Here is a 20,543-nt window from a genome sequence, read left to right on the forward strand (position 1 = left end):
GCTCTTCACGTTTCGGAAACCGGTGCAGGGGCAAGCTGCGCGGAGATTCACTCCCAGTCGCGTGGCCCCTATGACCCAACACGATTCCCAGCTTATCGCGCAAACCCGCAACAGCGCCGTCGGCGAGGTGCCCTTCGAGCTGAAGGACCTGTTCTTCTCGCGCACCGACGAACGCGGCGTGATCATTCACGGCAACAGCGTGTTCCGGAAGATCTCGGGCTACATGTGGGAGGAGTTGAAAGGCGCGCCGCACAAGCTGGTGCGCCATCCCGACATGCCCAAAGGGGTGTTCCAGCTCTACTGGGACAAGCTGAAGGCGGGGGATTACGTCGCCGCCTACGTGAAGAACAAGTCCAAGGACGGGCGCTATTACTGGGTGCTCGCCGTGGCCTGGCCGATCGCGGGGGGGTATATCTCGGTCCGGGTCAAACCCTGCTGCGGTCTTCTCGACCGGGTGAAGGAAATCTATTCCCGCCTGCGCGAAGCGGAGACCGAACAGGGGGTTACCCCGGTACGCAGCAAGGACATGCTGCTGGCCGAGGTCGCGGAGCTTGGCTACACGTCCTACGAGGGGTTCATGACCGCCGCGCTCGCGCAGGAGCTGGAGGCCCGGGCGCAGCGCATGGGCACCAAGCTCGGCCCCCGGCAGCTGCGCTTCATGACCATGGCCAAGACCATCCTGCAAATCCGCGAGGAAACCGACCGGATGACCGAGATCATCAAGGCGATCCGCACGGTGCCGATGAACATGCGCATCCTCGCCTCGCGGCTGGAAAACGCTGGTGGGCCGATCAGCGCCATCTCGGTCAACTACGGCTCGATGCTCGACGAAATGGCGGCTTGGGTGCGCGGCTTCGTCGAGGGGGAGGACAGCACCTACATGCGCATGCTAACGACGATTCAGCAGGGCCAGTTCCTCGTTTATGCCGGCAGCCTGCAGGCAGAGATGTCGGCGATCTTCCAGGAGGATGTGCGCCATGCCAACGCGAAAGAGGACGTCATCCGGGACAAGGAAACCCTGATCGCCGAGGAGATCGTCTTTCAGAAGGCGGCGATCGATGCGCTCAAGGTCGTCGAGATCGAGGCGACGCGGCTCGGGCGGTCGGTGCTGGACATGAAGCGCTATGTCACCGGGCTCAGCTCCACGCGCATGATGTGCAAGATCGAGAGCGCGGCGCTCAGCGGCACCGGGGACTCTCTGGCCGGGATCGTCGACCAACTCGACGCGGGGCAGGATGAAATCGAGGCGCGGCTCGCCCGGATCGTCGAGCTGAACACGGTTATCCAGTCAAATACGGCGATGCTGCGCGCGATGAGTTGACCTGACGCATCCCGGCGCCCGGCGCACAGGCAAACGGCCCGCGCGGGGCGCGGGCCGTTGTCGGGATGCGAAACCCGGGGGCGGGGGGGGGGGCGACCCCCCCTGAGCGGCCGCTTACGAGCGGACCAGCTTTTCGTAGGTCTCGGCGATGTCGCGGGTCAGCGCGCCAACCTCGAAAGTGTAATCGCCAATCTGTCCGACCGGGGTCACCTCGGCGGCAGTGCCGGTCAGCCAGCACTGCTCGAAGCCTTCCATCTCCTCGGGCATGATGTGGCGCTCGTGCACGGTGATGCCCTTTTCCTTCAGCAGCTTGATCACCGTCTGACGGGTCAGGCCGTTGAGGAAGCAGTCGGGCGTCGGCGTGTGCACCTCGCCATCCTTCACGAAGAAGATGTTGGCGCCGGTCGCCTCGGCCACGTAGCCGCGGTAGTCCATGAAGAGCGCGTCCGAGCAGCCCTTGGCTTCGGCGGCGTGTTTCGAGGTGGTGCAGATCATGTAAAGACCCGCCGCCTTGGCGTGCACGGGGATCGTCTCCGGGCTCGGGCGCTTCCACTTCGCGATGTCGAGCTTGGCGCCCTTCATCTTGGCGTCGCCGTAGTAGTTGCCCCAAGCCCAGGCCGCGATCGCCAGGCGCACCGGGTTGCGCGCCGAGGCGACGCCCATGTCCTGACCCGCGCCACGCCATGCGACAGCGCGCACGTAGGCATCGGTGAAGCCGTTGGCTTTCAGCACCGCGTCCTTGGCCGCGTCGATTTCTTCAACGGAATAGGGGATCTGGAAATCGAGCTCGCCGGCCGAGAAATGCAGCCGCTTGGAATGCTCGTGGCCAAGGAAGATCTTGCCGTTGTAGGCCCGCTCGCCCTCGAAGACCGAGCTCGCGTAATGCAGCGCATGCGTCAGGACGTGAACCTTGGCATCTCGCCATTCCACCATCTGGCCATCCATCCAGATCTTGCCGTCCCGGTCGTCGAAAGCTCCGTCCATGGGTCATCTCCTTCACACAGGCGCTTTGCATTAGTTGCGTTCTTTAGGTCCGCCTCGGACATAATGTTGCGCAAAAACTGCGACTCGCTAACAGTTCGCTCTTGGAATGTCAACAACGCTGACTTAAAGTGCAGAAAACGAACGCAGAGGGTTTCATGGCAGAGGCGTCGGCAAGTCAGGTTCTGGGCGGTGAGTCGCTGCTCTTTCTGACGGATGAGCAGCTGCGGCAGGGGATCGAGGCGATGTTCTTCGCCTATCGCGGGTTCACCGCCGACCCGGACCGCATCCTGCAGGGGCTCAGCTACGGTCGGGCCCACCATCGCGCGATCCATTTCATCCATTGCGCGCCGGGCACGACGGTCAACAATCTGCTCAATATTCTCGGGGTCACCAAGCAATCGCTCAACCGGGTGCTGCGCACGCTGGTCGAGGACGGGCTGGTCGAAAGCCGAGTTGGCCGCGCCGACAAGCGCGAGCGCCATCTTTACCTGACCGAGGCCGGGGACGCGCTGGAAAAGCAGCTCTCGGACGCGCAGCGCGCGCGGATGCGGGCGGCGTACCGGCAGGTCGGACCCGAGGCGGTGGCGGGCTTCAAGCAGGTGCTCGAGGCGATGATGGACCCCGAGATGCAGCGCCAGTACCAGCGGCTCCGGGAGAACCGTGGATGAGCGATCCAGACGCGCATCTGCTGATCGTCGACGACGATGAACGCATCCGGAGCCTGCTGCAGAAGTTCCTGATCCGCCACGGCTTTCTTGTTAGCGCGGCGCGCGACGCGGCGCATGCGCGGCGGCTTCTCGCGGGGCTCGATTTCGATCTGATCGTGCTCGACGTGATGATGCCCGGTGAGGACGGCATCAGCCTCACCCGCGCGCTTCGCGAGACCCGCCACACGCCGATCATGCTGCTCACCGCCCGGGGCGAGACCGAGGACCGGATTGCCGGGCTCGAGGCCGGGGCGGACGACTACCTGGCCAAGCCCTTCGAGCCCAAGGAGCTGTTGCTGCGGATCAACGCGATCCTGCGCCGCATGCCCGAGAGCCCCGCCGCCGACGCGATCCAGCCCAAGCTGCTGACCCTCGGCCCGATCCGCTACGACATCGAGCGCGGCGAGATGTGGCACGGCGACGACCTGGTGCGGCTGACCGCGACCGAGAGCCAGCTGATGCGCATCTTCTCGGCCAAGCCCGGCGAGGCGCTGAGCCGCACGCGGCTGGTGGAGGAACTGGGCCGTGACAAGGGTCAGGCGCAGGAGCGCGCGGTCGACGTGCAGATCACCCGCCTGCGCCGTAAAATCGAGAGCGATCCCAAGCAACCGCGCTATCTGCAGACCGTGCGCGGCGCAGGATACATGCTCGCGCCGGATTGACCGCAGCAGGAGGGGGTCCGCTTGCCGGCGCGCCTGCCCTTGTCCCTGCAGAGGAATCACGCTCTGCTGCCCCGGACCCACAACCGGAGGAGGGCCACAATGGGCTGCGCGCTGATCACCCATGCCGACTGTCTCGACCACCTGACGCCCGACGGCCACCCCGAACAGGTGGCCCGGCTCGACCACGTGCTGCACGCCTTGCAGGGGCTTGATCTGTTGCGCCTCGCCGCGCCGCGCTGCGAGGATCGCGACATCCTGCGGGTGCACCCTCAGGCCTATCTCGACCGGCTGAGCGGGGCGCTGCCCGGCGAGGGGCTGATCCCGCTCGACGAGGACACCTGGCTCTCGCCGCGTTCGCTGGAGGCCGCGCGGCGCGCGGTCGGCGGAGCGGTGCGGGCGGTGGATGCGGTGCTGGCGGGGGAGGTGAAAACCGCCTTCTGCGCCACCCGTCCGCCGGGCCACCACGCCGAGGCCGAGACGCCCATGGGCTTCTGCCTCTTCGGCAATGCGGCGATCGCGGCGAAACACGCGCTCGACCACCACGGGCTGGAGCGCGTCGCCATCGTCGACTTTGACGTGCACCACGGCAACGGCACGCAGGCCCTTCTCTGGGATGAGCCGCGCGCTTTGGTTGTCACCTCGCAGCAATACCCGCTCTGGCCCGGTACCGGCGCGGCCGACGAGACCGGTGGGCACCACAATGTGCTCAACCTCCCCCTGCCGCCGGGCAGCGGAGGCGCGGAGATGCGCGCCGCCTACGCGGCACAGGCCTTCCCGCGGCTCGAGGCCTTCCGTCCCGAGCTCGTCATCGTTTCGGCCGGCTTCGACGCCCATGCCGACGACCCGCTGGCCGAGCTCAACTGGCATGAGGAGGACTTCGAATGGCTCACCCGCGAGCTTTGCCGGATCGCGCAGGGCACCGCGCAGGGGCGGGTGGTCTCGCTTCTCGAAGGTGGTTATGATCTGCGCGCGCTCGCGGACTCGGCCCGGGTGCACGTAGAAGAATTGATCGAGGCAGGCAGATGACTGACACCCCCGTCGCAGAGATGAGCTTTGAACAGGCAATGGCGGAGCTCGAGCAGGTGGTGACCCAGCTCGAACGCGGCGAGGTGCCGCTCGAGGAGTCGATTGCGCTCTACCAGCGCGGCAGCGAGTTGCGGAAGCACTGCGAGACCAAGCTCAAGGCGGCCGAGGAGAAGGTCGCCGCGATCACCCTCGACGCGAACGGCGAGCCCACGGGCACCAAGCCGGTCGAGGGGCTCTGACCTTCCATGTTCGCACAATCCCTGGTCGGTGCGGCGGCGGCAGTCGCCGCCCACCTCGAAAGTGTCCTGGACGAGCACGAGGCACTGCCGGTGGTCGAGGCCATGGGCTATGCCACCCGCGGCGGCAAGGCGCTGCGCGGGTATCTGGTGCTGGAATCCGCCCGGCTGCACGGGGTGCCCGAGGGCCACGCGATCTGGCCCGCCTGCGCCATCGAGGCCGTGCACGCCTATTCGCTGGTGCATGACGATCTGCCTTGCATGGACAATGACGACCTGCGCCGGGGTCTGCCCACGGTGCACCGCAAGTGGGACGAGGCGACGGCGGTCCTCGCCGGGGATGCGCTGCAGGCGCTCGGCTTCGAGCTGGTGAGCGACCCGCGTTGCCATCCCTCGGGCGCGGTGCGCGCCGATCTGGCGCTGTCGCTGGCCCGCGCCGCGGGCGCGCGCGGCATGGTCATGGGGCAGGCGCTCGACATGGCCGCCGAGGCCACCGACGTGCCGCTGGACCTGGCGCAGATCACCGCGCTGCAGGCAGGCAAGACCGGGGCTTTGATCCGCTGGTCCGCCGAGGCCGGCGCGCGGCTGGCCGAGGTCGACCCGGCGCCGCTCACCGCTTACGCGGACCGGCTCGGTCTTGCCTTCCAGATCGCCGACGACATCCTCGACGTCGAAGGCGATGCGGCGATGATGGGCAAGGCCGTGGGCAAGGATGCCGGGCGCGGCAAGGCCACCTTCGTCTCGCTGCTGGGACTCGACGCCGCCAAGCTGCGCGCGCAGCAACTGGTGGACGAGGCCTGCGACGCACTATCTCCCTATGCAGACCGGGCGGAAAACTTGCGGGCCGCAGCGCGCTTCGTTATCTCCCGCAGCAACTGACGCCAGAGGTGCACCCTATGTCCTCCCGCCCCGAGACTCCCATGCTCGACCGTGTGACCACGCCCGCCGATCTCAAGCGGCTCTCGGATGACGAGCTGATCCGGCTTGCCCACGAGTTGCGCTCCGAAACCATTTCGGCTGTGTCCGAAACGGGGGGGCACCTTGGGGCCGGGCTCGGCGTGGTGGAGCTGACGGTGGCATTGCACGCGGTCTTCGACACGCCGCGAGACAAGCTGATCTGGGACGTCTCGCACCAGTGCTACCCGCACAAGATCCTCACCGGCCGCCGCGACCGCATCCGCACGCTGCGCATGAAGGATGGGCTGTCGGGCTTCGCGAAACGCTCCGAAAGCCCCTATGACCCCTTCGGCGCCGGCCACAGCTCGACCTCGATCAGCGCCGCGCTCGGATTTGCCATGGCGCGCGAGCTCGGCGGTTCCTGCGAGACCGGGCTTGGCGATGCCATCGCGGTGATCGGCGACGGCTCGATGTCGGCGGGCATGGCCTTCGAGGCGATGAACAACGCTGGCCATCTCGGCAAGCGGCTGATCGTCATCCTCAACGACAACGAGATGTCGATCGCGCCGCCGACCGGCGCCATGTCGTCCTACCTCAGCCGGCTCTATGCCGAGGCGCCGTTCCACGATCTCAAGGCCGCAGCCAAGGGTGCCGTGAGCCTGCTGCCGCCGCCCTTCCGCGAGGGTGCCAAGCGCGCCAAGGACTTGCTGAAGTCGATGACGGTGGGCGGCACGCTTTTCGAGGAGCTGGGCTTTTCCTACCTCGGCCCGATCGACGGGCACGACCTCGACCAGCTGCTGCCGGTGCTGCGCGCGGTCAAGGCGCGGGCCACCGGACCGATCCTGATCCACGTGCTGACCAAGAAGGGCAAGGGCTATGCCCCGGCCGAGGGCTCGGCCGACCGCGGCCATGCCCGCGCCAAGTTCGACGTGGTCACCGGCGAGCAGAAGAAGGCGCCCTCCAACGCGCCCTCCTACACCAAGGTCTTCGCCAGAGCCCTCACGCAGCTCGCCGCCGCGGACCCGCGGATCTGCGCGGTGACCGCCGCCATGCCCGACGGCACCGGGCTCGACCTGATGGCCGAGCGCTTCCCGGACCGCGTTTTCGACGTGGGCATCGCCGAGCAGCACGGGGTGACCTTCTCCGCGGGCCTCGCGGCGGGCGGGATGAAACCCTTCTGCGCCATGTATTCGACCTTCCTGCAGCGTGGCTATGATCAGGTGGTGCACGACGTGGCGATCCAGCGCCTGCCGGTGCGCTTCGCCATCGACCGCGCCGGGCTGGTGGGCGCCGACGGCGCCACCCACGCGGGCGCCTATGACATCGCCTTCATGGCAAACTTGCCGGGCATGGTGGTCATGGCCGCCGCCGACGAGGCCGAACTGGTCAATATGGTCGCCACCGCCGCCGCGCATGACGAGGGGCCCATCGCGTTCCGCTACCCGCGCGGCGAGGGCGTGGGCGTCGAGATGCCCGAGACCCCGCAGATCCTTCCCATTGGCAAGGGCCGGATGATCCGGAGCGGAAGCAGGGTGGCGATCCTCAGCTTTGGCACGCGGCTGCAGGAGGTGCTCAAGGCCTGCGAGAAACTCGAGGCGCGGGGCATCTCCCCGACCGTGGCCGACGCCCGCTTCGCCAAGCCGCTCGACCGCGAACTGATCCTGCAATTGGCGCAGGACCACGAGGCGCTGTTCACCATTGAGGAGGGGGCGGTCGGCGGTTTCGGCAGCCACGTTGCGCAGCTGCTGTCGGAGGAGGGCGTCTTCGACCACGGACTGAAATTTCGCTCGATGGTGCTGCCTGACACCTTCATCGACCACTCCAGCCCCGCCGACATGTATGCGACGGCCGGTCTCAATGCCGAACAGATCGAGGAAAAGGTCCTCACCACACTCGGCGTGGACGTCCTCAACAAGCGCGCCTGACCGCAGCCCGGGCGGGCACCTCCGCCTTTCTTCGACGGAGAAGATACTTGGGGGTGTGCCCGCAGGGCGAGGGCGCGCCCCCACTCTGGCTTCCCCTTGCCGGCGCGCACACGCTTGCGTGTCGCCGGGCCCAAAACCCTTGCCCCGATCAGGGCGACCGGTTAGGACGCGCCCCACACCGGTCGCAGCCTACCCGGTCATCAAAACAAGGGTTCACAAATGAAGACTATCGTCATCTGCTCCGGCGGGCTGGATTCCGTCTCGCTCGCCCATATGGTTGCCGCAAACGGCGATCTCACGCGCCTCGTCTCCTTCGACTACGGCCAGCGACACGCCAAGGAACTGGACTTCGCCAAGGCCGCCGCCGCGCGGCTCGGTGTACCGTTCCAGCGCATCGACATGCGCGGCATCGGCGCCGCGCTCACCGGTTCGGCGCTGACCTCGGACATCGACGTGCCCGACGGGCATTACGCCGAGGAGACCATGCGCATCACCGTGGTCCCCAACCGCAACGCCATCATGCTCGCCATCGCCTTCGGCGTCGCCGCGGCCAATGGTGACGAGGCGGTTGCCACCGCCGTGCATGGCGGGGATCACTTCATCTACCCCGACTGCCGCCCCGGCTTCACCCGCGCTTTCGAGGCGATGCAGCGCGCGGCGCTCGACGGCTACGCGGATGTGCAACTCTACACGCCCTTCGTCGAGCGCAGCAAGGCGGACATCGTCACCGAGGGGGCAAGGTGCGGCACCCCCTTCGCCGAGACTTGGTCCTGCTACAAGGGTGGCGAGGTGCATTGCGGCTGCTGCGGCACCTGCGTCGAGCGGCGCGAGGCGTTCCACCTTGCGGGGATCGAGGATCCGACCGTCTACGCCGACCCCGACTTCTGGGTCCGGGCCGTCGCCAGCCGGGAGGAGGCGTGATGTTCCGGATCAGCAAGGAGTTCCACTTCTCTGCCTCGCACCAGCTGACGCATCTGCCGAGCGATCACCAATGCGCCCGGATGCACGGCCACAACTACATCGTCGTCGTCGAGTTGGCGGCGCGCGCGCTCAATGCGGACGGCTTCGTGCGCGACTATCACGAGCTGGCGCCGCTCAAGGCCTATATCGACGAGTACTTCGATCACCGGCATCTCAACGACGTGCTGAACGTGGCCTCGACCGCCGAGAACCTCGCGCTGCATTTCTACGAATGGTGCGCCGCGCGCTGGCCCGAAACCGCCTCGGTCAAGGTCAGCGAGACGCCGAAGACCTGGGCCGAGTACCGGCCCGCGCCGCAGGCCGCCTGACATGGTGCTGCGCATTGCCGAGATTTTCGGCCCGACAATCCAGGGTGAGGGCGCGCTGATCGGCGAGCCCACCGTCTTTGTCCGCGCAGGCGGCTGCGACTACCGCTGCAGCTGGTGCGACAGCCTGCACGCCGTGGACAGCGCCTTTCGTCACAGCTGGACCCCGATGAGCGACGATGAGGTCTGGGCCGAAGTCACGCGCCTGTCGGGCGGGCGACCGATCACCGTCTCGCTGAGCGGCGGCAACCCGGCGATCCAGGACTTCGGCCCGGTGATCGAGATCGGCCGGGCAGAGGGCTACCGCTTCGCCTGCGAGACGCAGGGCTCGGTGGCGCGCCCGTGGTTCGCGCGCCTCGACACGCTGGTGCTCAGCCCCAAGCCACCCTCGAGCGGCGAGACGGTGGACTGGGACATCTTTGCCGCCTGCGTCGCTTCGGGGCAGGGCGCGCGGCAAGTGGTGATGAAGATCGTGATCTTCGACGCTGCTGACTACGCCTGGGCGAAGGATGCCCACGCCCGCCATCCCGAGCTGCCGCTCTACCTGCAGCCCGGCAACCCCGAGGTCGATCCGCAAGTGCCGGTCGATCCGCAGGGCCTTGCCGAAAGGCTTCTGTGGCTCACCGAGACGGCCACCGCCGACGGATGGTTCGCCCCCCGCATTTTGCCGCAGCTGCATGTGCTCCTCTGGGGCAACAAGCGCGGCGTTTGAAATCCCATTTCCGGAGTTCCCGAAATGACCGACAGCATCTACAGCAACCTCAAGCAACTCGGTGGTGCCACGGTACTGCCCACCTCGCCCGAGGAGGCAGAGCTCGAGCGCGTCCCGAACCCGCAGGCCGACGTCGCCTACAACGTGCGCTTCACCGCACCCGAATTCACCTCGCTCTGCCCGATGACCGGCCAGCCCGATTTCGCGCATCTGGTGATTGACTACGTGCCGGGGGCCTGGCTGGTCGAAAGCAAGGCGCTGAAGCTCTACCTTGGCGCCTTCCGCAACCACGGCGCCTTCCACGAGGATTGCACCATCTCGATCGCCCGGCGGCTGGTGGACTTCCTCGAGCCGCAATGGCTGCGCATCGGCGGCTACTGGTATCCGCGTGGCGGCATCCCGATCGACGTCTTCTACCAGACCGGGCCGATGCCCAAGGGGGTGTGGATCCCGGACCAGGGCGTGCCGCCCTATCGCGGGCGCGGCTGAGAGGACCGGGCCTCAGCGCTCCTCAGCGAGCAGCGCTGCGAGACCCGCCCGGTAGTCCGGGTAGAGCAGCGTGACACCCAGCTCATGCTTGATGCGGTCGTTCCTTACCCGCTTGTTCTCGGCGTAGAAGCTGCGCGCCATGGGGCTCATCTCTGCAGCGTCGAAGGCGACCTCGCGCGGCGGCGGCAGGCCGAGCAGGGCGGCGGCGTGCTGCAGCACCGCCTCGGGCGGGGCGGGGTCGTCGTCGCAGAGGTTGTAGATGGCGCCGGGGCGGGGCTGGCGGATCGAGGCCTCGAGCGCCTGCGCGATGTCCTCGACGTGGATGCGACTGAACACCTGTCCGGGCTTGACGATGCGCCGTGCCGTGCCTTGGCGGACCTTTTCGAAGGGGCCGCGGCCGGGGCCATAGATGCCTGCAAGCCGGAAGATGTGCAGGGGCAACCCGTCGATGGCCTGCCAGGCCGCCTCGGCCTCGACGCGGGCCTTGCCGCGCGCCGTGGTGGGGGCGAGGGGCGTGTCCTCGTCCACCCAGTCGCCGCCGTGATCGCCGTAGACGCCAGTGGTCGAGAGGTAGCCGAGCCAGTCGAGCGTCGGGGCACGTTGGGCGATGGCGGCACCGATCTCGTCCAGCGCGGGATCGCCGCCATCGCGCGGGCCGGCGGACACGAGCACATGGCTGGCCTGCGCCAGCGCCGCCTCGAGCGCGTCGCGCTGCCAGAGCACGGGCTCGACGCCCTGCGCCTTGAGGTCGGATGCCTTGGAGGGGTCGCGGTGGGTGCCGAGCACGCGCCAGCCTTGAGGGATCAGGCGGCGGGTGAGGGCGGCGGCGGAATAGCCGTGCCCGAGAGTGAGAAGCGTGCGTGTCATGCGCGGCAACCTGCGGCGAGGCGGGGCGCTTGGCAAGCCCCGTGCGGGCAGGCGCCCTTCCGCTCATGCGGCATCGCGCGGGATAGGCCAAAGCGCGCAATGGAGGTATCAGGGCGTATCTGAGGCTACGTGGAATTCGGAATGTCCCGAAAGACCGAAATGACCCGGCGCGCCTGGCTGTCGCTTGTGCTCGTGCCGCTGGTGGCGCCGCTCTCTGCCTGCGCCGTGCAGCAGGAAGAGACGCCCGAGGTGACGCGCTTCGACCCGCCGCTCTATCCCAACGAGACCCCCGAGTTGCGCGCATCGATCAACAAGTGGTCCGACTATTACGAGGTGCCCCGGCGCTTGGTCCACCGTCTCGCGATCCGCGAGAGCACCCATACCCCCGAGGCGCGCAATGGTCCCTATTACGGCCTGCTGCAGATCCTCCCCGCCACAGCGCGCACCATGGGCTTCCAGGGAAAGCCGCGCGAGCTGCTCGATGCGGACACCAACCTCGAATACGGCGTGAAATACCTGCGCGGCGCCTGGTTGCTGTCGGATGGCAATCCCGACGCGGCCATCGGGCTCTATGCCAAGGGCTATTACTACGAGGCCAAGCGGCGCGGCATGCTTGTCGCGACCGGCCTGCGCCGGGGCTGAGCCTCAGCGTTCCAGAAGGGCGAGCAGTTGCGCCTCGGACCGGCGCAGCCCCGGGCGGTCGGGCGCGCGATCCAGCGCCTTCGGCAGGCCGGTCTCGGCAAGGGCGATCACCTCCGGATGGATGTAGGAGTTGCGCGCCACGGTCGGCGTATTGGCCAGCCGCTCTGCCGCCGCCTCGGCCATCGCCTTGATGCTGATCCGCTCCGCGCTCCGCGCCGCCTCCAGCGCCGCGACGCTGCCGTTCCAGGTACGGAAGGTCTTGGCGGTGAGCGCCGGGTTGCCGGTCCGCTCGGCCAGCCAGCGGTTGATCTCGTCGGAGCGCAATCCGTGCGGCTGGCCATCCTCGTCGAGCCAGGCGATCAGCTCCTTGCCGGGCAGGTCGCCGAGCGCGGTGAGGGCGCGCTGCAGAGTGCGGTCCTTCAGTTGCTTGTGGACGCGCTTGCCGCCCTTGCCGGGGAAGCGCAGGTGCAGCGTGCCGCCGTCGAGCCGCAGGTGCGTGCCGCGCAGCGTGGTCGCCCCGTAGCTGCCGTTCTCCATCGCGTAATCGGCATTGCCGACGCGCAGCCCGGCGCGATCCAGAAGTGCCAGAGTGGCGGCCAGAGCGAACTCCCTGTCGCCGGGATCGCGGGCGCGGAGCTGGCCGAGTATGCTGCGCCTGAGGCCGGGCAGGGCAGCACCGAACTCGGCGAGATGCCCATATTTTCGCTCTGACCGAAATGCTGTCCAGTCGGGGTGATAGCGGTATTGCTTGCGGTCCCGCGCGTCGCGGCCGGTGGCCTGCAGGTGGCCGTTGGCGCGCGGGCAGATCCACACCTGTTCGTAGGCCGGGGGCACCGCCAGCGCCCTGATCCGGGCGCGCTCCTCGGCGGCGTCGATCCGTGTGCCGTCGGGGGCGATATAGCTGAAGCCGCGCCCGCAGCGCCGGCGCAGGATGCCGGGCTGGCTGTCAGGGTAGTAGATGAGATCGAGGCGCGGGGTCATGCCTGCGAACGCCGCGCGCGGTACGCCGGTTCCGCAGGCTGATCGCGACGTCTTGAACCCGCCACCTCTTCCTGCCACGCTGGCTTGAAAAATAGCGGAAGGAGCCGCAGATGCAGGACATGCAGGCGAAATTGCAGATCGTTTCCCCCGAGGCCCCGGAGCCGGAGCTCTTTGACGAAGCCGAGGCGGCGGTCGAGCGGCTCTGCATGCTTTACGCCCAGGCCTCGGAGTTCCTGAAGGAGCACTTCCTGTCGTCCATGGCCGAGGGGCATCCGGGCGTCCGCTACCGCGCCTTCTATCCCGAGGTGCGGATCACCACGACCAGCTTCGCCAAGGTCGACAGCCGCCTCAGCTTCGGCCACGTCTCGGCGCCGGGCACCCATGCCACCTCGATCACCCGGCCGGACCTGTTCCGGCAGTACCTGAAGCAGCAGATCGGGCTGTTGATCGAAAACCACGGCGTGAAGGTGCAGGTGGGTCTGTCGGACACCCCGATGCCGGTTCATTTCGCGGTCGCCAATTTCCCCGAGCTGACCGTGCCGCAGGAAGGGGCGGGTCAGTTCATCCTGCGCGACGTCTTCGACGTGCCGGACCTGAGCACCACCAACGACGACATCGTCAACGGCGTGGCGCGCCCGGCGCCCGACGGCACCGAGCCGCTGGCCCCCTTCACCGCGCAGCGGGTGGATTACTCGCTGGCCCGGCTGGCGCATTACACCGCCACCGACCCCGCGCATTTCCAGAACCACGTGCTCTTCACCAACTACCAGTTCTACGTCAGCGAGTTCGAGGCCTATGCCCGCAAGCAGCTTGCCGACCCCGAGAGCGGTTACATCTCCTTCGTCTCGACCGGGAACGTCGAGATCACCGATGCCGAGACCGAGATCCCGCTCACCGCGAAGATGCCGCAGATGCCGACCTACCACCTCAAACGCAAGGACGGCTCGGGGATCACCCTGGTCAACATCGGCGTCGGCCCGTCGAACGCCAAGACCGCCACCGACCACATCGCCGTGCTGCGCCCGCACGCATGGCTGATGGTCGGCCACTGCGCCGGGCTGCGCAATTCGCAGAGCCTTGGAGATTTCGTGCTGGCCCACGCCTATCTGCGCGAGGACAAGGTGCTCGACGACGACCTGCCGGTCTGGGTGCCAATCCCGGCGCTGGCCGAGATTCAGGTGGCGCTGGAAGATGCGGTTGAGGAGGAGACGCAGCTCTCGGGCTATGATCTCAAGCGGGTGATGCGCACCGGCACCGTCGCCTCGGTGGACAACCGCAACTGGGAGTTGCGCGACCAGCGCGGCCCTGTGCAGCGGCTGAGCCAGTGCCGCGCCGTGGCGCTCGACATGGAAAGTGCGACCATCGCCGCCAACGGCTTCCGCTTCCGGGTGCCCTATGGCACCTTGCTTTGCGTCAGCGACAAACCGCTGCACGGCGAGCTGAAACTGCCCGGAATGGCGTCCGATTTCTACAAGACACAGGTGGCGCGTCACCTGATGATCGGGATAAGAGCCATGGAGCATCTCCGTTCGATGCCGCTCGAACGGATCCATAGCCGTAAATTGCGTAGCTTCGACGAAACAGCCTTCCTGTGATCTGGCGGTTTGCAGCTCGAAACGCGTAGATTTCTCTTGCAAACAGCCACTATTCGTTGTGTTTCGACTCTACATAGAGTTAAGTGACCTCAATGGGGCCCAAGTACTCGGGCAGTTCAAGGAGACCATGAAATGGCGAAGCCGATGACCAAAACCCAACTCGTGGCTGCACTGGCAGAAGAGATGGGCGCAGACAAGAAGACCGCGTCGACCGCTCTGGAAGCGATCACCGACATCATCACCAAGGAAGTTGCAGGCGGCGGCGCCGTGACACTCCCGGGCGTTGGCAAAATCTACTGCCGTGAGCGTCCCGAGCGCATGGTGCGCAACCCCGCCACCGGCGAGCAGTTCAAGAAAGAGGCCGACAAGGTGGTCAAGATGACCATCGCGAAGGCGCTGAAGGACAGCGTCAACGGCTGATCTTTCCTGCTCGACTGAGCATCAGGGCCGCGGTTTCGCGGCCCTTTTTTATTGATTTTCAGTTATTTAAAGGTCCTGAAGGCGCGCGATCTGCTGGCCTTCTGCGTCGAAGTTCGACGGATCGAGCCAAGCTTCGAAGCGCGCGCGCAGGGTCGGCCATTCGCTGTCGATGACTGAGAACCACGCTGTGTCGCGGTTGCGGCCCTTGGTCACCACAGCCTGCCGGAACGTGCCCTCGTAGCTGAAGCCGAGCCGCTCGGCCGCGCGGCGCGAGGGGCCGTTGAGCGCGTCGCATTTCCATTCGTAGCGGCGGTAGCCGAGCTCGTCGAAGGCGCGCTTCATCATCAGGTACATGGCTTCGGTCGCCGCCGGGCTGCGCTGCAACAGGGGGCTGAAGTGGATGTGCCCGACCTCGATCACGCCATTGGCCTGGTCGATCCGCAGGTAGGAGGCGATTCCCACCGGCGTGCCGTCCAGCGTGCAGATCGTTTGGAAGAGGGGGTCCGTGCTCTTTGCGCAGCTTTCGATCCAGGCCTGCGCTTCGGCCAGATCGCGCAGTGGCGCGCCGGGCAGGTAAGTCCAGTTCGCGCCGCCGTCGTCCTGGGCGAAGGCCTCATAGAGCGCCGGGGCGTGCTCCGAGCGCGTCTGCTCGAGCCTCACGAAGCGTCCCGTCATCGACGCGTTCGGCGGGAAGGGGCGGGGAAACGATCCTTCGACGGGCAGCCCGATGGGCTGCCCGTGGTCGTTCGTGCGATGATCCGTCATCTCAGCCGAAGATCGTCCCCAGCGCGCCATCCACGGCCTCGACAATCTGGTCGATGTCGTCCTTGGTGGCGATCAGCGCCGGGGCGAAGCACAGCGTGTTGTTGTAGCCGGGGATCGAGCGGTTGGTCATGCCGATGATGACACCGCGCTTGTTCACCTCGGCGACGACGGCGGCCACGCGCTTTTCGTCCATCGGCTCGCGGGTGCTGCGGTCGGTCACCAGCTCGGCACCGAGGAACAGACCCTTGCCGCGGGCCTCGCCGATGACGGCGTGCTTGTCCTTCAGCGCCTCGAGCTGGCCGAGCATGTATTCGCCCATCGCCGTGGTGTTCTCGAGCAGGCCCTCGTCTTCGATGATGCGCATGTTCTCGAGCGCCGCGGCGGGGCCGGCGGTGCAACCGCCGAAGGTCGAGATGTCGCGGAAGTAGTTCATCGGGTCCGAGGCGTCGTCCTTGAACAGGTCGAAGACGCGCTCGTTGGTGACGCAGCAGGCGATGGCGGCGTAGCCCGAGGCGACGCCCTTGGCCATGGTCACGAAGTCCGGCTCGACGCCGTAGTGCTGATAGCCGAACCAGGTGCCGGTGCGCCCGACGCCACAGACCACCTCGTCGATGTGCAGCAGGATGTCGTACTTGCGGCAGATTTCCTGCACGCGCTGCCAGTAGCCGGCCGGCGGCACGATCACGCCGCCGCCCGCGGTCACCGGCTCGAGGCAGAGCGCTCCGACGGTGTCGGGGCCTTCGCGCAGGATCACCGCTTCGATGGCATCTGCCGCGCGCTGGCCATAGGCCTCACCCGACAGATCGCCCCACCCCTGATCCCCGGCGCGGTATTCGAGGCAATGCGGCACCGCCACGAAGCCCGGCGCGAAGGGGCCGTATTGCGCGTTGCGCTCTTCCTGCCCGCCGGCCGAAAGCGCGGCGATAGTGGTGCCGTGGTAATCGCGCTCGCGGTAGAGGATCTTGTGCTTCTTGCCGCCGTAGCGCTTGTGCGCGATCTGGCGGACCATCTTGAAGGCCTTCTCATTCGCCTCGGAGCCCGAGTTGCAGTAGTAGACGCGGCTCATGCCCGGCATCTTGTCGATCAGCTTCTCGGCAAACAGCGCGCCGGGGATCGAGCCCGCGGCGCCGGCATAGTAGTTCAGCTTCATCAGCTGCTCGGAGATCGCATCGACGATGGTCTTGCGGCCGTAGCCGACGTTCACCGTCCAGACCGCGCCCGACACCGCGTCGAGCTGCTCGCGCCCGGTCTGGTCCCAGACGCGCATGCCCTTGCCCTCGACGATGATCTTGGGGTCGCTGGTCTCGAACTGCTTGTGCTGCACAAGGTGGTGCCAGACGTGGGCCTTGTCGGCTTCGACGACGTGGCTGAGGTCGTTCTGGGTGAGGGTGCCGTCCATGGAAGCTCTCCTGAATTCCGGGCGCCGCAGCGGGCGCGAAAGCGTGACTCCGCGATGCGGGATGTTAGCACATGTGCCAGAAGAGGCGGGAAGTCGTAGCGCCAGATTTGCGGTTGATATAGGGCCAGATTTCCGGATCCCGCGCGCCGCACGGAAAACGGGCCAAGGATAACGGGATTTTCTCGCGGCGCAGTGCCCGCGAATTGTGCAGCTTACCCCACTGCCCCCCGTGTACCTGCTGCATCCGCAGGCATCGCCCATTGCTGGAACGTGTCTTTTCCGCTCCGATCGACGGCGAGCCGGGCGCCTGACGTGACGGCCAAGCAAAAGCTCCGCAGACCATGACGGGGCAGCAGAACGGGAGAGACAAGATGACGATCAAGAAACGCCTGATGGGCGCGGCGGCTGCCGTGGCGCTGCTGGCCGGTGCCGCAAGCGCCGAAAGCATCACCGTGGGCTATTTCCTCGAATGGCCGATGCCCTTCGAATATGCCAAGGCCGAAGGCATGTATGAAGAGGCCATGGGCGTCGATATCAACTGGGTGAGCTTCGACACCGGCACCGCCATGTCGGCAGCGATGGCCTCTGGCGATGTGCAGCTCTCGGTCAGCCAGGGCGTGCCGCCCTTCGTGGTCGCCGCCTCGGCGGGGCAGGACCTGCAGGCACTCGACGTGGCGGTGAGCTACGCCGACAACGACAACTGCGTGGTCCGCTCGGAGTTGGAAATCGACAAGGACAGCGCCGGAGAGCTCGAAGGCAAGAAGGTCGCCGTGCCGCTCGGCACCGCCGCCCACTACGGCTTCCTGAAACAGATGGACCACTTCGGAGTGCCGCTCGAGAGCCTCGAGATCGTCGACATGGCGCCGCCGGATGGCGCGGCCGCCATCGCGCAGGGCGCGGTCGACATGGCCTGCGGCTGGGGCGGCTCGCTGCGGCGCATGAAAGAGCATGGCAATGTGCTGCTCACCGGCGCCGAGAAGGAAGAGCTGGGCATCCTCGTCTTCGACGTGACCTCCGGCCCCGCGGGCTGGGTGGCAGAGAATTCGGATCTTGTCGCCGCCTTCCTGAAGGTAACGGCCGAGGCGAATGCCATGTGGGCGGATGAGGCCAATCAGTCCAAGATGCTGCCGGTCATCGCCAAGGACGCGGGCATGGACGAGGCCGCCACCGCCGAGACCATGGCCACCTTCGTTTTCCCGACAGCAGAAGACCAGCTTTCGGCCAAATGGCTGGGCGGCGGCGCGGCGGACTTCATGAAGGGCGTCGCCGACGTCTTCGTCGAGGCGGGCTCGATCGACGCGGCGCTCGACAGCTACGCCGACCACGTGAACACCGGGCCGCTCGCGTCGGCAGGCTCGATGTAAGGTCATCGGGCCATCCGTCCCGGCGGCGGCGGTTGCCGCCGGGGACCTTGGCATCAGAATGACACGTTGGGGGAGGCCCCCCGAACCGCGGTGTCAGGCCGCGAAAGGCAGATCATGAGCGGATTATCCATCCAGAACCTGTCGATGCGCTTCGACCTGCCCAACGGCAGCTCGGTGCAGGCGCTGAAGGACGTCTCTCTGGACCTCGCGCAGGGAGAGCTCTTGTCGGTACTGGGTCCGTCGGGCTGCGGCAAGACCACGCTGCTCAACATCGTCGCGGGCTTTCTCGCGCCGACCGAGGGCAAGATCATCTTGGGCGGTCGCGAGGTGCGCGGCCCCGCTGCCGAACGCGGCATGGTGTTCCAGCAGGGGGCGCTTTTCGAGTGGATGAACGTCCGCGACAACGTCAGTTTCGGCCCGCGCATGGCCGGAAAGCGTGAGAAGGACTACGGCGCGAGCGTCGATCATCTGCTTGAGGTGGTGGGCCTGCGCGACTTCAAGGAAAAGGCGGTCTACGAGCTTTCGGGCGGGATGCAGCAGCGCGTGGCCTTGGCCCGCTGCCTTGCCAATGATCCCGACGTGATCCTCATGGACGAGCCGCTGGGGGCGCTCGACGCGCTCACGCGCGAGAAGATGCAGAGCCTCGTGCTGGAGCTCTGGAAGGAAACCGGCAAGACCATCATCCTCATCACCCACTCGGTCGAGGAGGCGCTGCTGCTGGGCGAGCGGCTGCTGGTCATGGCGCCGCGCCCGGGCCGCATCCACCGTGAGTACCGTCTGCCCTTTGCCGATCTCGGCGCCGGGCAGGACTTGCGTGCGGTGAAGAAGCATCCCGATTTCGCGACAACGCGCGAGGAGATCCTCGGGATGATCTGGGACATGGAGGAAGAGATCATGGGCCGCAGCGAAACCGCGGGGGCCGCGTCATGATCGTCTTTGCCCTCTACATCGCCATCTTCGTGGCAAGCTGGCTGCTGGTGAAGCTGCTGGTGCACCGCGCGCTGAACGATTTCACCGCCCGCAAGACCGTCACCTTCGGCGACGAAAGTGCGGTGCGCCCGAGCCGTATCGCCAGCGTGGTGTCGATCCTGACCATCTTCCTGCTCTGGGGGGCCTTCACCGGCTCGACCTGGGTGCCGAAGTTCCTGCACGCGCCCGGGCCCTTCGTCGGGGATGCCAGCTTCACCTATACCGCCGAGGCGGAGGGCGTCGCGCCCGACGAGGCAACGGTCACCGTACGCGTCTTCCCGGTGGGGGAAGAGACCGAAGACCCCGAGGTCGACCCCGGGGATGGCTGGGCGAAGAACGACAGCGCCAGCGTCGGGGCCTGGCGCTCGGGGCTGGTGCGGGTCGATCAGAACGACGCGCATGGGCGCGACGAGGGGCACAGGGTCGTCGCCGTCAACGGTCAGCCGATCGCGCCGGGTGGCGAGGTCATCACCGACTATGGCCGCGTCGGCATGTCGCCCAAGGGCACGCTCACCTTCGAGCCCGCCAAGGGCTGGCAGATGGAGCCGATCTGGCTGCCCGCGCCCGAGGCCGTGCTTGCCCGGCTTGCCGAGATCTCGCGCGACGGCTACCGCGACAGCACGCTCTGGGAGCACCTTGGCTGGTCGCTCTTCCGGGTCATCGCGGGGTTCTTCTTCGGCGCGCTGATCGGCATTCCGCTCGGCTATGCCATGGGCCTGTCGGACTGGTTCCGCGGCTGGTTCGATCCCATCGTCGAGTTCATGCGCCCTGTGCCGCCGCTGGCGCTCATTCCGCTGGTGATCATCTGGGCGGGCATCGGCGAGACCGGCAAGATCATCCTGCTGTTCCTCGCCGCGCTCTGGATCATGGCCATCGCTGCGCGCTCGGGCGTGTCCGGGGTCAAGATCTCCAAAGTGCACGCGGCCTATTCGCTGGGCGCCTCGAAGGTGCAGATCCTGCGCCACGTGATCATCCCCAACTCGCTGCCCGACATCTTCACCGGCGCGCGGGTGGCCATGGGTGTCTGCTGGGGCACCGTGGTGGCCGCCGAGCTTGTCGCCGCCGAGAAGGGGGCGGGGATGATGATCATGGTCGCCTCGAAGTTCCAGCTCACCGACATCGTGATCATGGGGATCATGTTGATCGGCGTGATCGGCTTCGGCATCGACATGCTGATGCGGCTGGCCGAGCGCAAGCTGGTGCCCTGGAAGGGCCGGGGCTGAGCGTAGGCCGGACGGGGGCGCCAGGGGGCTGCTTGCTCCCTTGCTCCCCCGTAGATACTTCTGCCTGTAGCGA

22 protein-coding genes are annotated in these 20,543 nt (G+C 67.0%); 17 read left to right on the plus strand and 5 right to left on the minus strand.

Features of this window, described 5'->3' with window-relative positions:
- The first annotated feature begins 70 nt into the window (after window positions 1–70).
- Entirely contained in the window at window positions 71–1,321 is a 1,251-nt protein-coding gene (locus G0Q01_RS09760; protein WP_164191282.1) for a PAS domain-containing protein, read from the plus strand.
- 114 nt (window positions 1,322–1,435) lie between these two features.
- Here G0Q01_RS09760 and G0Q01_RS09765 read toward each other — a convergent pair whose 3' ends face one another.
- Entirely contained in the window at window positions 1,436–2,305 is an 870-nt protein-coding gene (locus G0Q01_RS09765) for a branched-chain amino acid aminotransferase (protein ID WP_164191286.1), read from the minus strand.
- Window positions 2,306–2,460: 155 nt separating this feature from the next.
- On the opposite strand from G0Q01_RS09765, the gene G0Q01_RS09770 reads away from it, so the two are divergent.
- The 10 genes from G0Q01_RS09770 (at window position 2,461) to queF (ending at window position 10,245) form a co-directional block, all read left to right on the plus strand.
- Window positions 2,461–2,973 (plus strand): MarR family winged helix-turn-helix transcriptional regulator, encoded by a 513-nt coding sequence (locus tag G0Q01_RS09770; RefSeq protein ID WP_108966886.1) that lies wholly within the window; start codon window positions 2,461–2,463, stop codon window positions 2,971–2,973.
- Window positions 2,970–3,674: a response regulator gene (locus tag G0Q01_RS09775; protein WP_108966884.1), complete on the plus strand. Its 705-nt coding sequence runs from the start codon at window positions 2,970–2,972 to the stop codon at window positions 3,672–3,674. Before G0Q01_RS09770 ends, G0Q01_RS09775 begins: the two co-directional genes overlap by 4 nt.
- Window positions 3,675–3,773: 99 nt before the next feature.
- Window positions 3,774–4,700 carry a histone deacetylase family protein gene (locus G0Q01_RS09780; RefSeq protein ID WP_164191289.1) on the plus strand — a complete coding sequence of 309 codons (927 nt, stop codon included), beginning with the start codon at window positions 3,774–3,776 and terminating at the stop codon, window positions 4,698–4,700.
- Window positions 4,697–4,939 (plus strand): exodeoxyribonuclease VII small subunit, encoded by a 243-nt coding sequence (locus G0Q01_RS09785; protein ID WP_108966880.1) that lies wholly within the window; start codon window positions 4,697–4,699, stop codon window positions 4,937–4,939. The genes G0Q01_RS09780 and G0Q01_RS09785 overlap by 4 nt, the downstream gene beginning before the upstream one ends.
- 6 nt (window positions 4,940–4,945) lie before the next feature.
- Window positions 4,946–5,815, plus strand: a complete 870-nt coding sequence (locus tag G0Q01_RS09790; protein ID WP_164191293.1) for a polyprenyl synthetase family protein — start codon at window positions 4,946–4,948, stop codon at window positions 5,813–5,815.
- Between the two features lie 17 nt (window positions 5,816–5,832).
- Window positions 5,833–7,758, plus strand: a complete 1,926-nt coding sequence (gene dxs, locus G0Q01_RS09795; protein ID WP_164191296.1) for a 1-deoxy-D-xylulose-5-phosphate synthase — start codon at window positions 5,833–5,835, stop codon at window positions 7,756–7,758.
- A gap of 219 nt (window positions 7,759–7,977) precedes the next feature.
- Window positions 7,978–8,679 carry a 7-cyano-7-deazaguanine synthase QueC gene (gene queC, locus G0Q01_RS09800; RefSeq protein WP_164191317.1) on the plus strand — a complete coding sequence of 234 codons (702 nt, stop codon included), beginning with the start codon at window positions 7,978–7,980 and terminating at the stop codon, window positions 8,677–8,679.
- Window positions 8,679–9,047 carry a 6-carboxytetrahydropterin synthase QueD gene (queD, locus tag G0Q01_RS09805; protein ID WP_164191326.1) on the plus strand — a complete coding sequence of 123 codons (369 nt, stop codon included), beginning with the start codon at window positions 8,679–8,681 and terminating at the stop codon, window positions 9,045–9,047. The genes queC and queD overlap by 1 nt, the downstream gene beginning before the upstream one ends.
- A gap of 1 nt (window position 9,048) precedes the next feature.
- On the plus strand, window positions 9,049–9,756 hold the full coding sequence (queE, locus tag G0Q01_RS09810; RefSeq protein WP_164191329.1) for a 7-carboxy-7-deazaguanine synthase QueE: 708 nt from the start codon (window positions 9,049–9,051) through the stop codon (window positions 9,754–9,756).
- 24 nt (window positions 9,757–9,780) lie between these two features.
- Window positions 9,781–10,245, plus strand: coding sequence for a preQ(1) synthase (gene queF / locus G0Q01_RS09815; RefSeq protein ID WP_164191332.1), 465 nt, complete (start codon window positions 9,781–9,783; stop codon window positions 10,243–10,245).
- Between the two features lie 12 nt (window positions 10,246–10,257).
- Here queF and G0Q01_RS09820 read toward each other — a convergent pair whose 3' ends face one another.
- A complete protein-coding gene (locus G0Q01_RS09820) occupies window positions 10,258–11,112 on the minus strand; it encodes an SDR family oxidoreductase (RefSeq protein WP_164191335.1) in 855 nt (284 codons plus the stop codon).
- 141 nt (window positions 11,113–11,253) lie between these two features.
- On the opposite strand from G0Q01_RS09820, the gene G0Q01_RS09825 reads away from it, so the two are divergent.
- Window positions 11,254–11,754, plus strand: coding sequence for a lytic transglycosylase domain-containing protein (locus G0Q01_RS09825; RefSeq protein WP_235940019.1), 501 nt, complete (start codon window positions 11,254–11,256; stop codon window positions 11,752–11,754).
- Between the two features lie 3 nt (window positions 11,755–11,757).
- On the opposite strand, the gene G0Q01_RS09830 is transcribed toward G0Q01_RS09825, so the two are convergent.
- On the minus strand, window positions 11,758–12,735 hold the full coding sequence (locus G0Q01_RS09830; RefSeq protein ID WP_164191338.1) for a DNA topoisomerase IB: 978 nt from the start codon (window positions 12,733–12,735) through the stop codon (window positions 11,758–11,760).
- A 110-nt stretch (window positions 12,736–12,845) separates the two neighbouring features.
- Between G0Q01_RS09830 and G0Q01_RS09835 the strand changes: the two genes are divergently transcribed.
- Window positions 12,846–14,330, plus strand: a complete 1,485-nt coding sequence (locus G0Q01_RS09835; protein ID WP_108966859.1) for an AMP nucleosidase — start codon at window positions 12,846–12,848, stop codon at window positions 14,328–14,330.
- A gap of 132 nt (window positions 14,331–14,462) precedes the next feature.
- Window positions 14,463–14,750: an HU family DNA-binding protein gene (locus G0Q01_RS09840; protein WP_095881830.1), complete on the plus strand. Its 288-nt coding sequence runs from the start codon at window positions 14,463–14,465 to the stop codon at window positions 14,748–14,750.
- A 66-nt stretch (window positions 14,751–14,816) separates the two neighbouring features.
- Here the strand turns inward: G0Q01_RS09840 and G0Q01_RS09845 are convergent, their stop codons facing one another.
- Both G0Q01_RS09845 and G0Q01_RS09850 read right to left on the minus strand, forming a co-directional pair.
- Window positions 14,817–15,515: a GNAT family N-acetyltransferase gene (locus G0Q01_RS09845; RefSeq protein ID WP_164213316.1), complete on the minus strand. Its 699-nt coding sequence runs from the start codon at window positions 15,513–15,515 to the stop codon at window positions 14,817–14,819.
- Window position 15,516: 1 nt separating this feature from the next.
- The gene (locus G0Q01_RS09850; protein WP_164191346.1) at window positions 15,517–16,914 is read right to left on the minus strand and encodes an aspartate aminotransferase family protein; all 1,398 of its coding nucleotides are present in this window, start codon (window positions 16,912–16,914) and stop codon (window positions 15,517–15,519) included.
- Window positions 16,915–17,285: 371 nt separating this feature from the next.
- Between G0Q01_RS09850 and G0Q01_RS09855 the strand changes: the two genes are divergently transcribed.
- From G0Q01_RS09855 to G0Q01_RS09865, 3 genes are all read left to right on the plus strand, one after another.
- Window positions 17,286–18,278, plus strand: coding sequence for an ABC transporter substrate-binding protein (locus G0Q01_RS09855; protein ID WP_164191349.1), 993 nt, complete (start codon window positions 17,286–17,288; stop codon window positions 18,276–18,278).
- Window positions 18,279–18,392: 114 nt separating this feature from the next.
- Complete coding sequence (locus G0Q01_RS09860; protein ID WP_164191352.1) at window positions 18,393–19,208, plus strand: ABC transporter ATP-binding protein; 816 nt, start codon at window positions 18,393–18,395, stop codon at window positions 19,206–19,208.
- On the plus strand, window positions 19,205–20,470 hold the full coding sequence (locus G0Q01_RS09865) for an ABC transporter permease (RefSeq protein WP_164191357.1): 1,266 nt from the start codon (window positions 19,205–19,207) through the stop codon (window positions 20,468–20,470). Before G0Q01_RS09860 ends, G0Q01_RS09865 begins: the two co-directional genes overlap by 4 nt.
- Window positions 20,471–20,543: the final 73 nt, after the last annotated feature.

It is taken from the genome of Salipiger sp. PrR007, from assembly GCF_010499845.1.
In the GTDB taxonomy this organism is placed as follows: Bacteria; Pseudomonadota; Alphaproteobacteria; order Rhodobacterales; family Rhodobacteraceae; genus Salipiger; species Salipiger pacificus_A.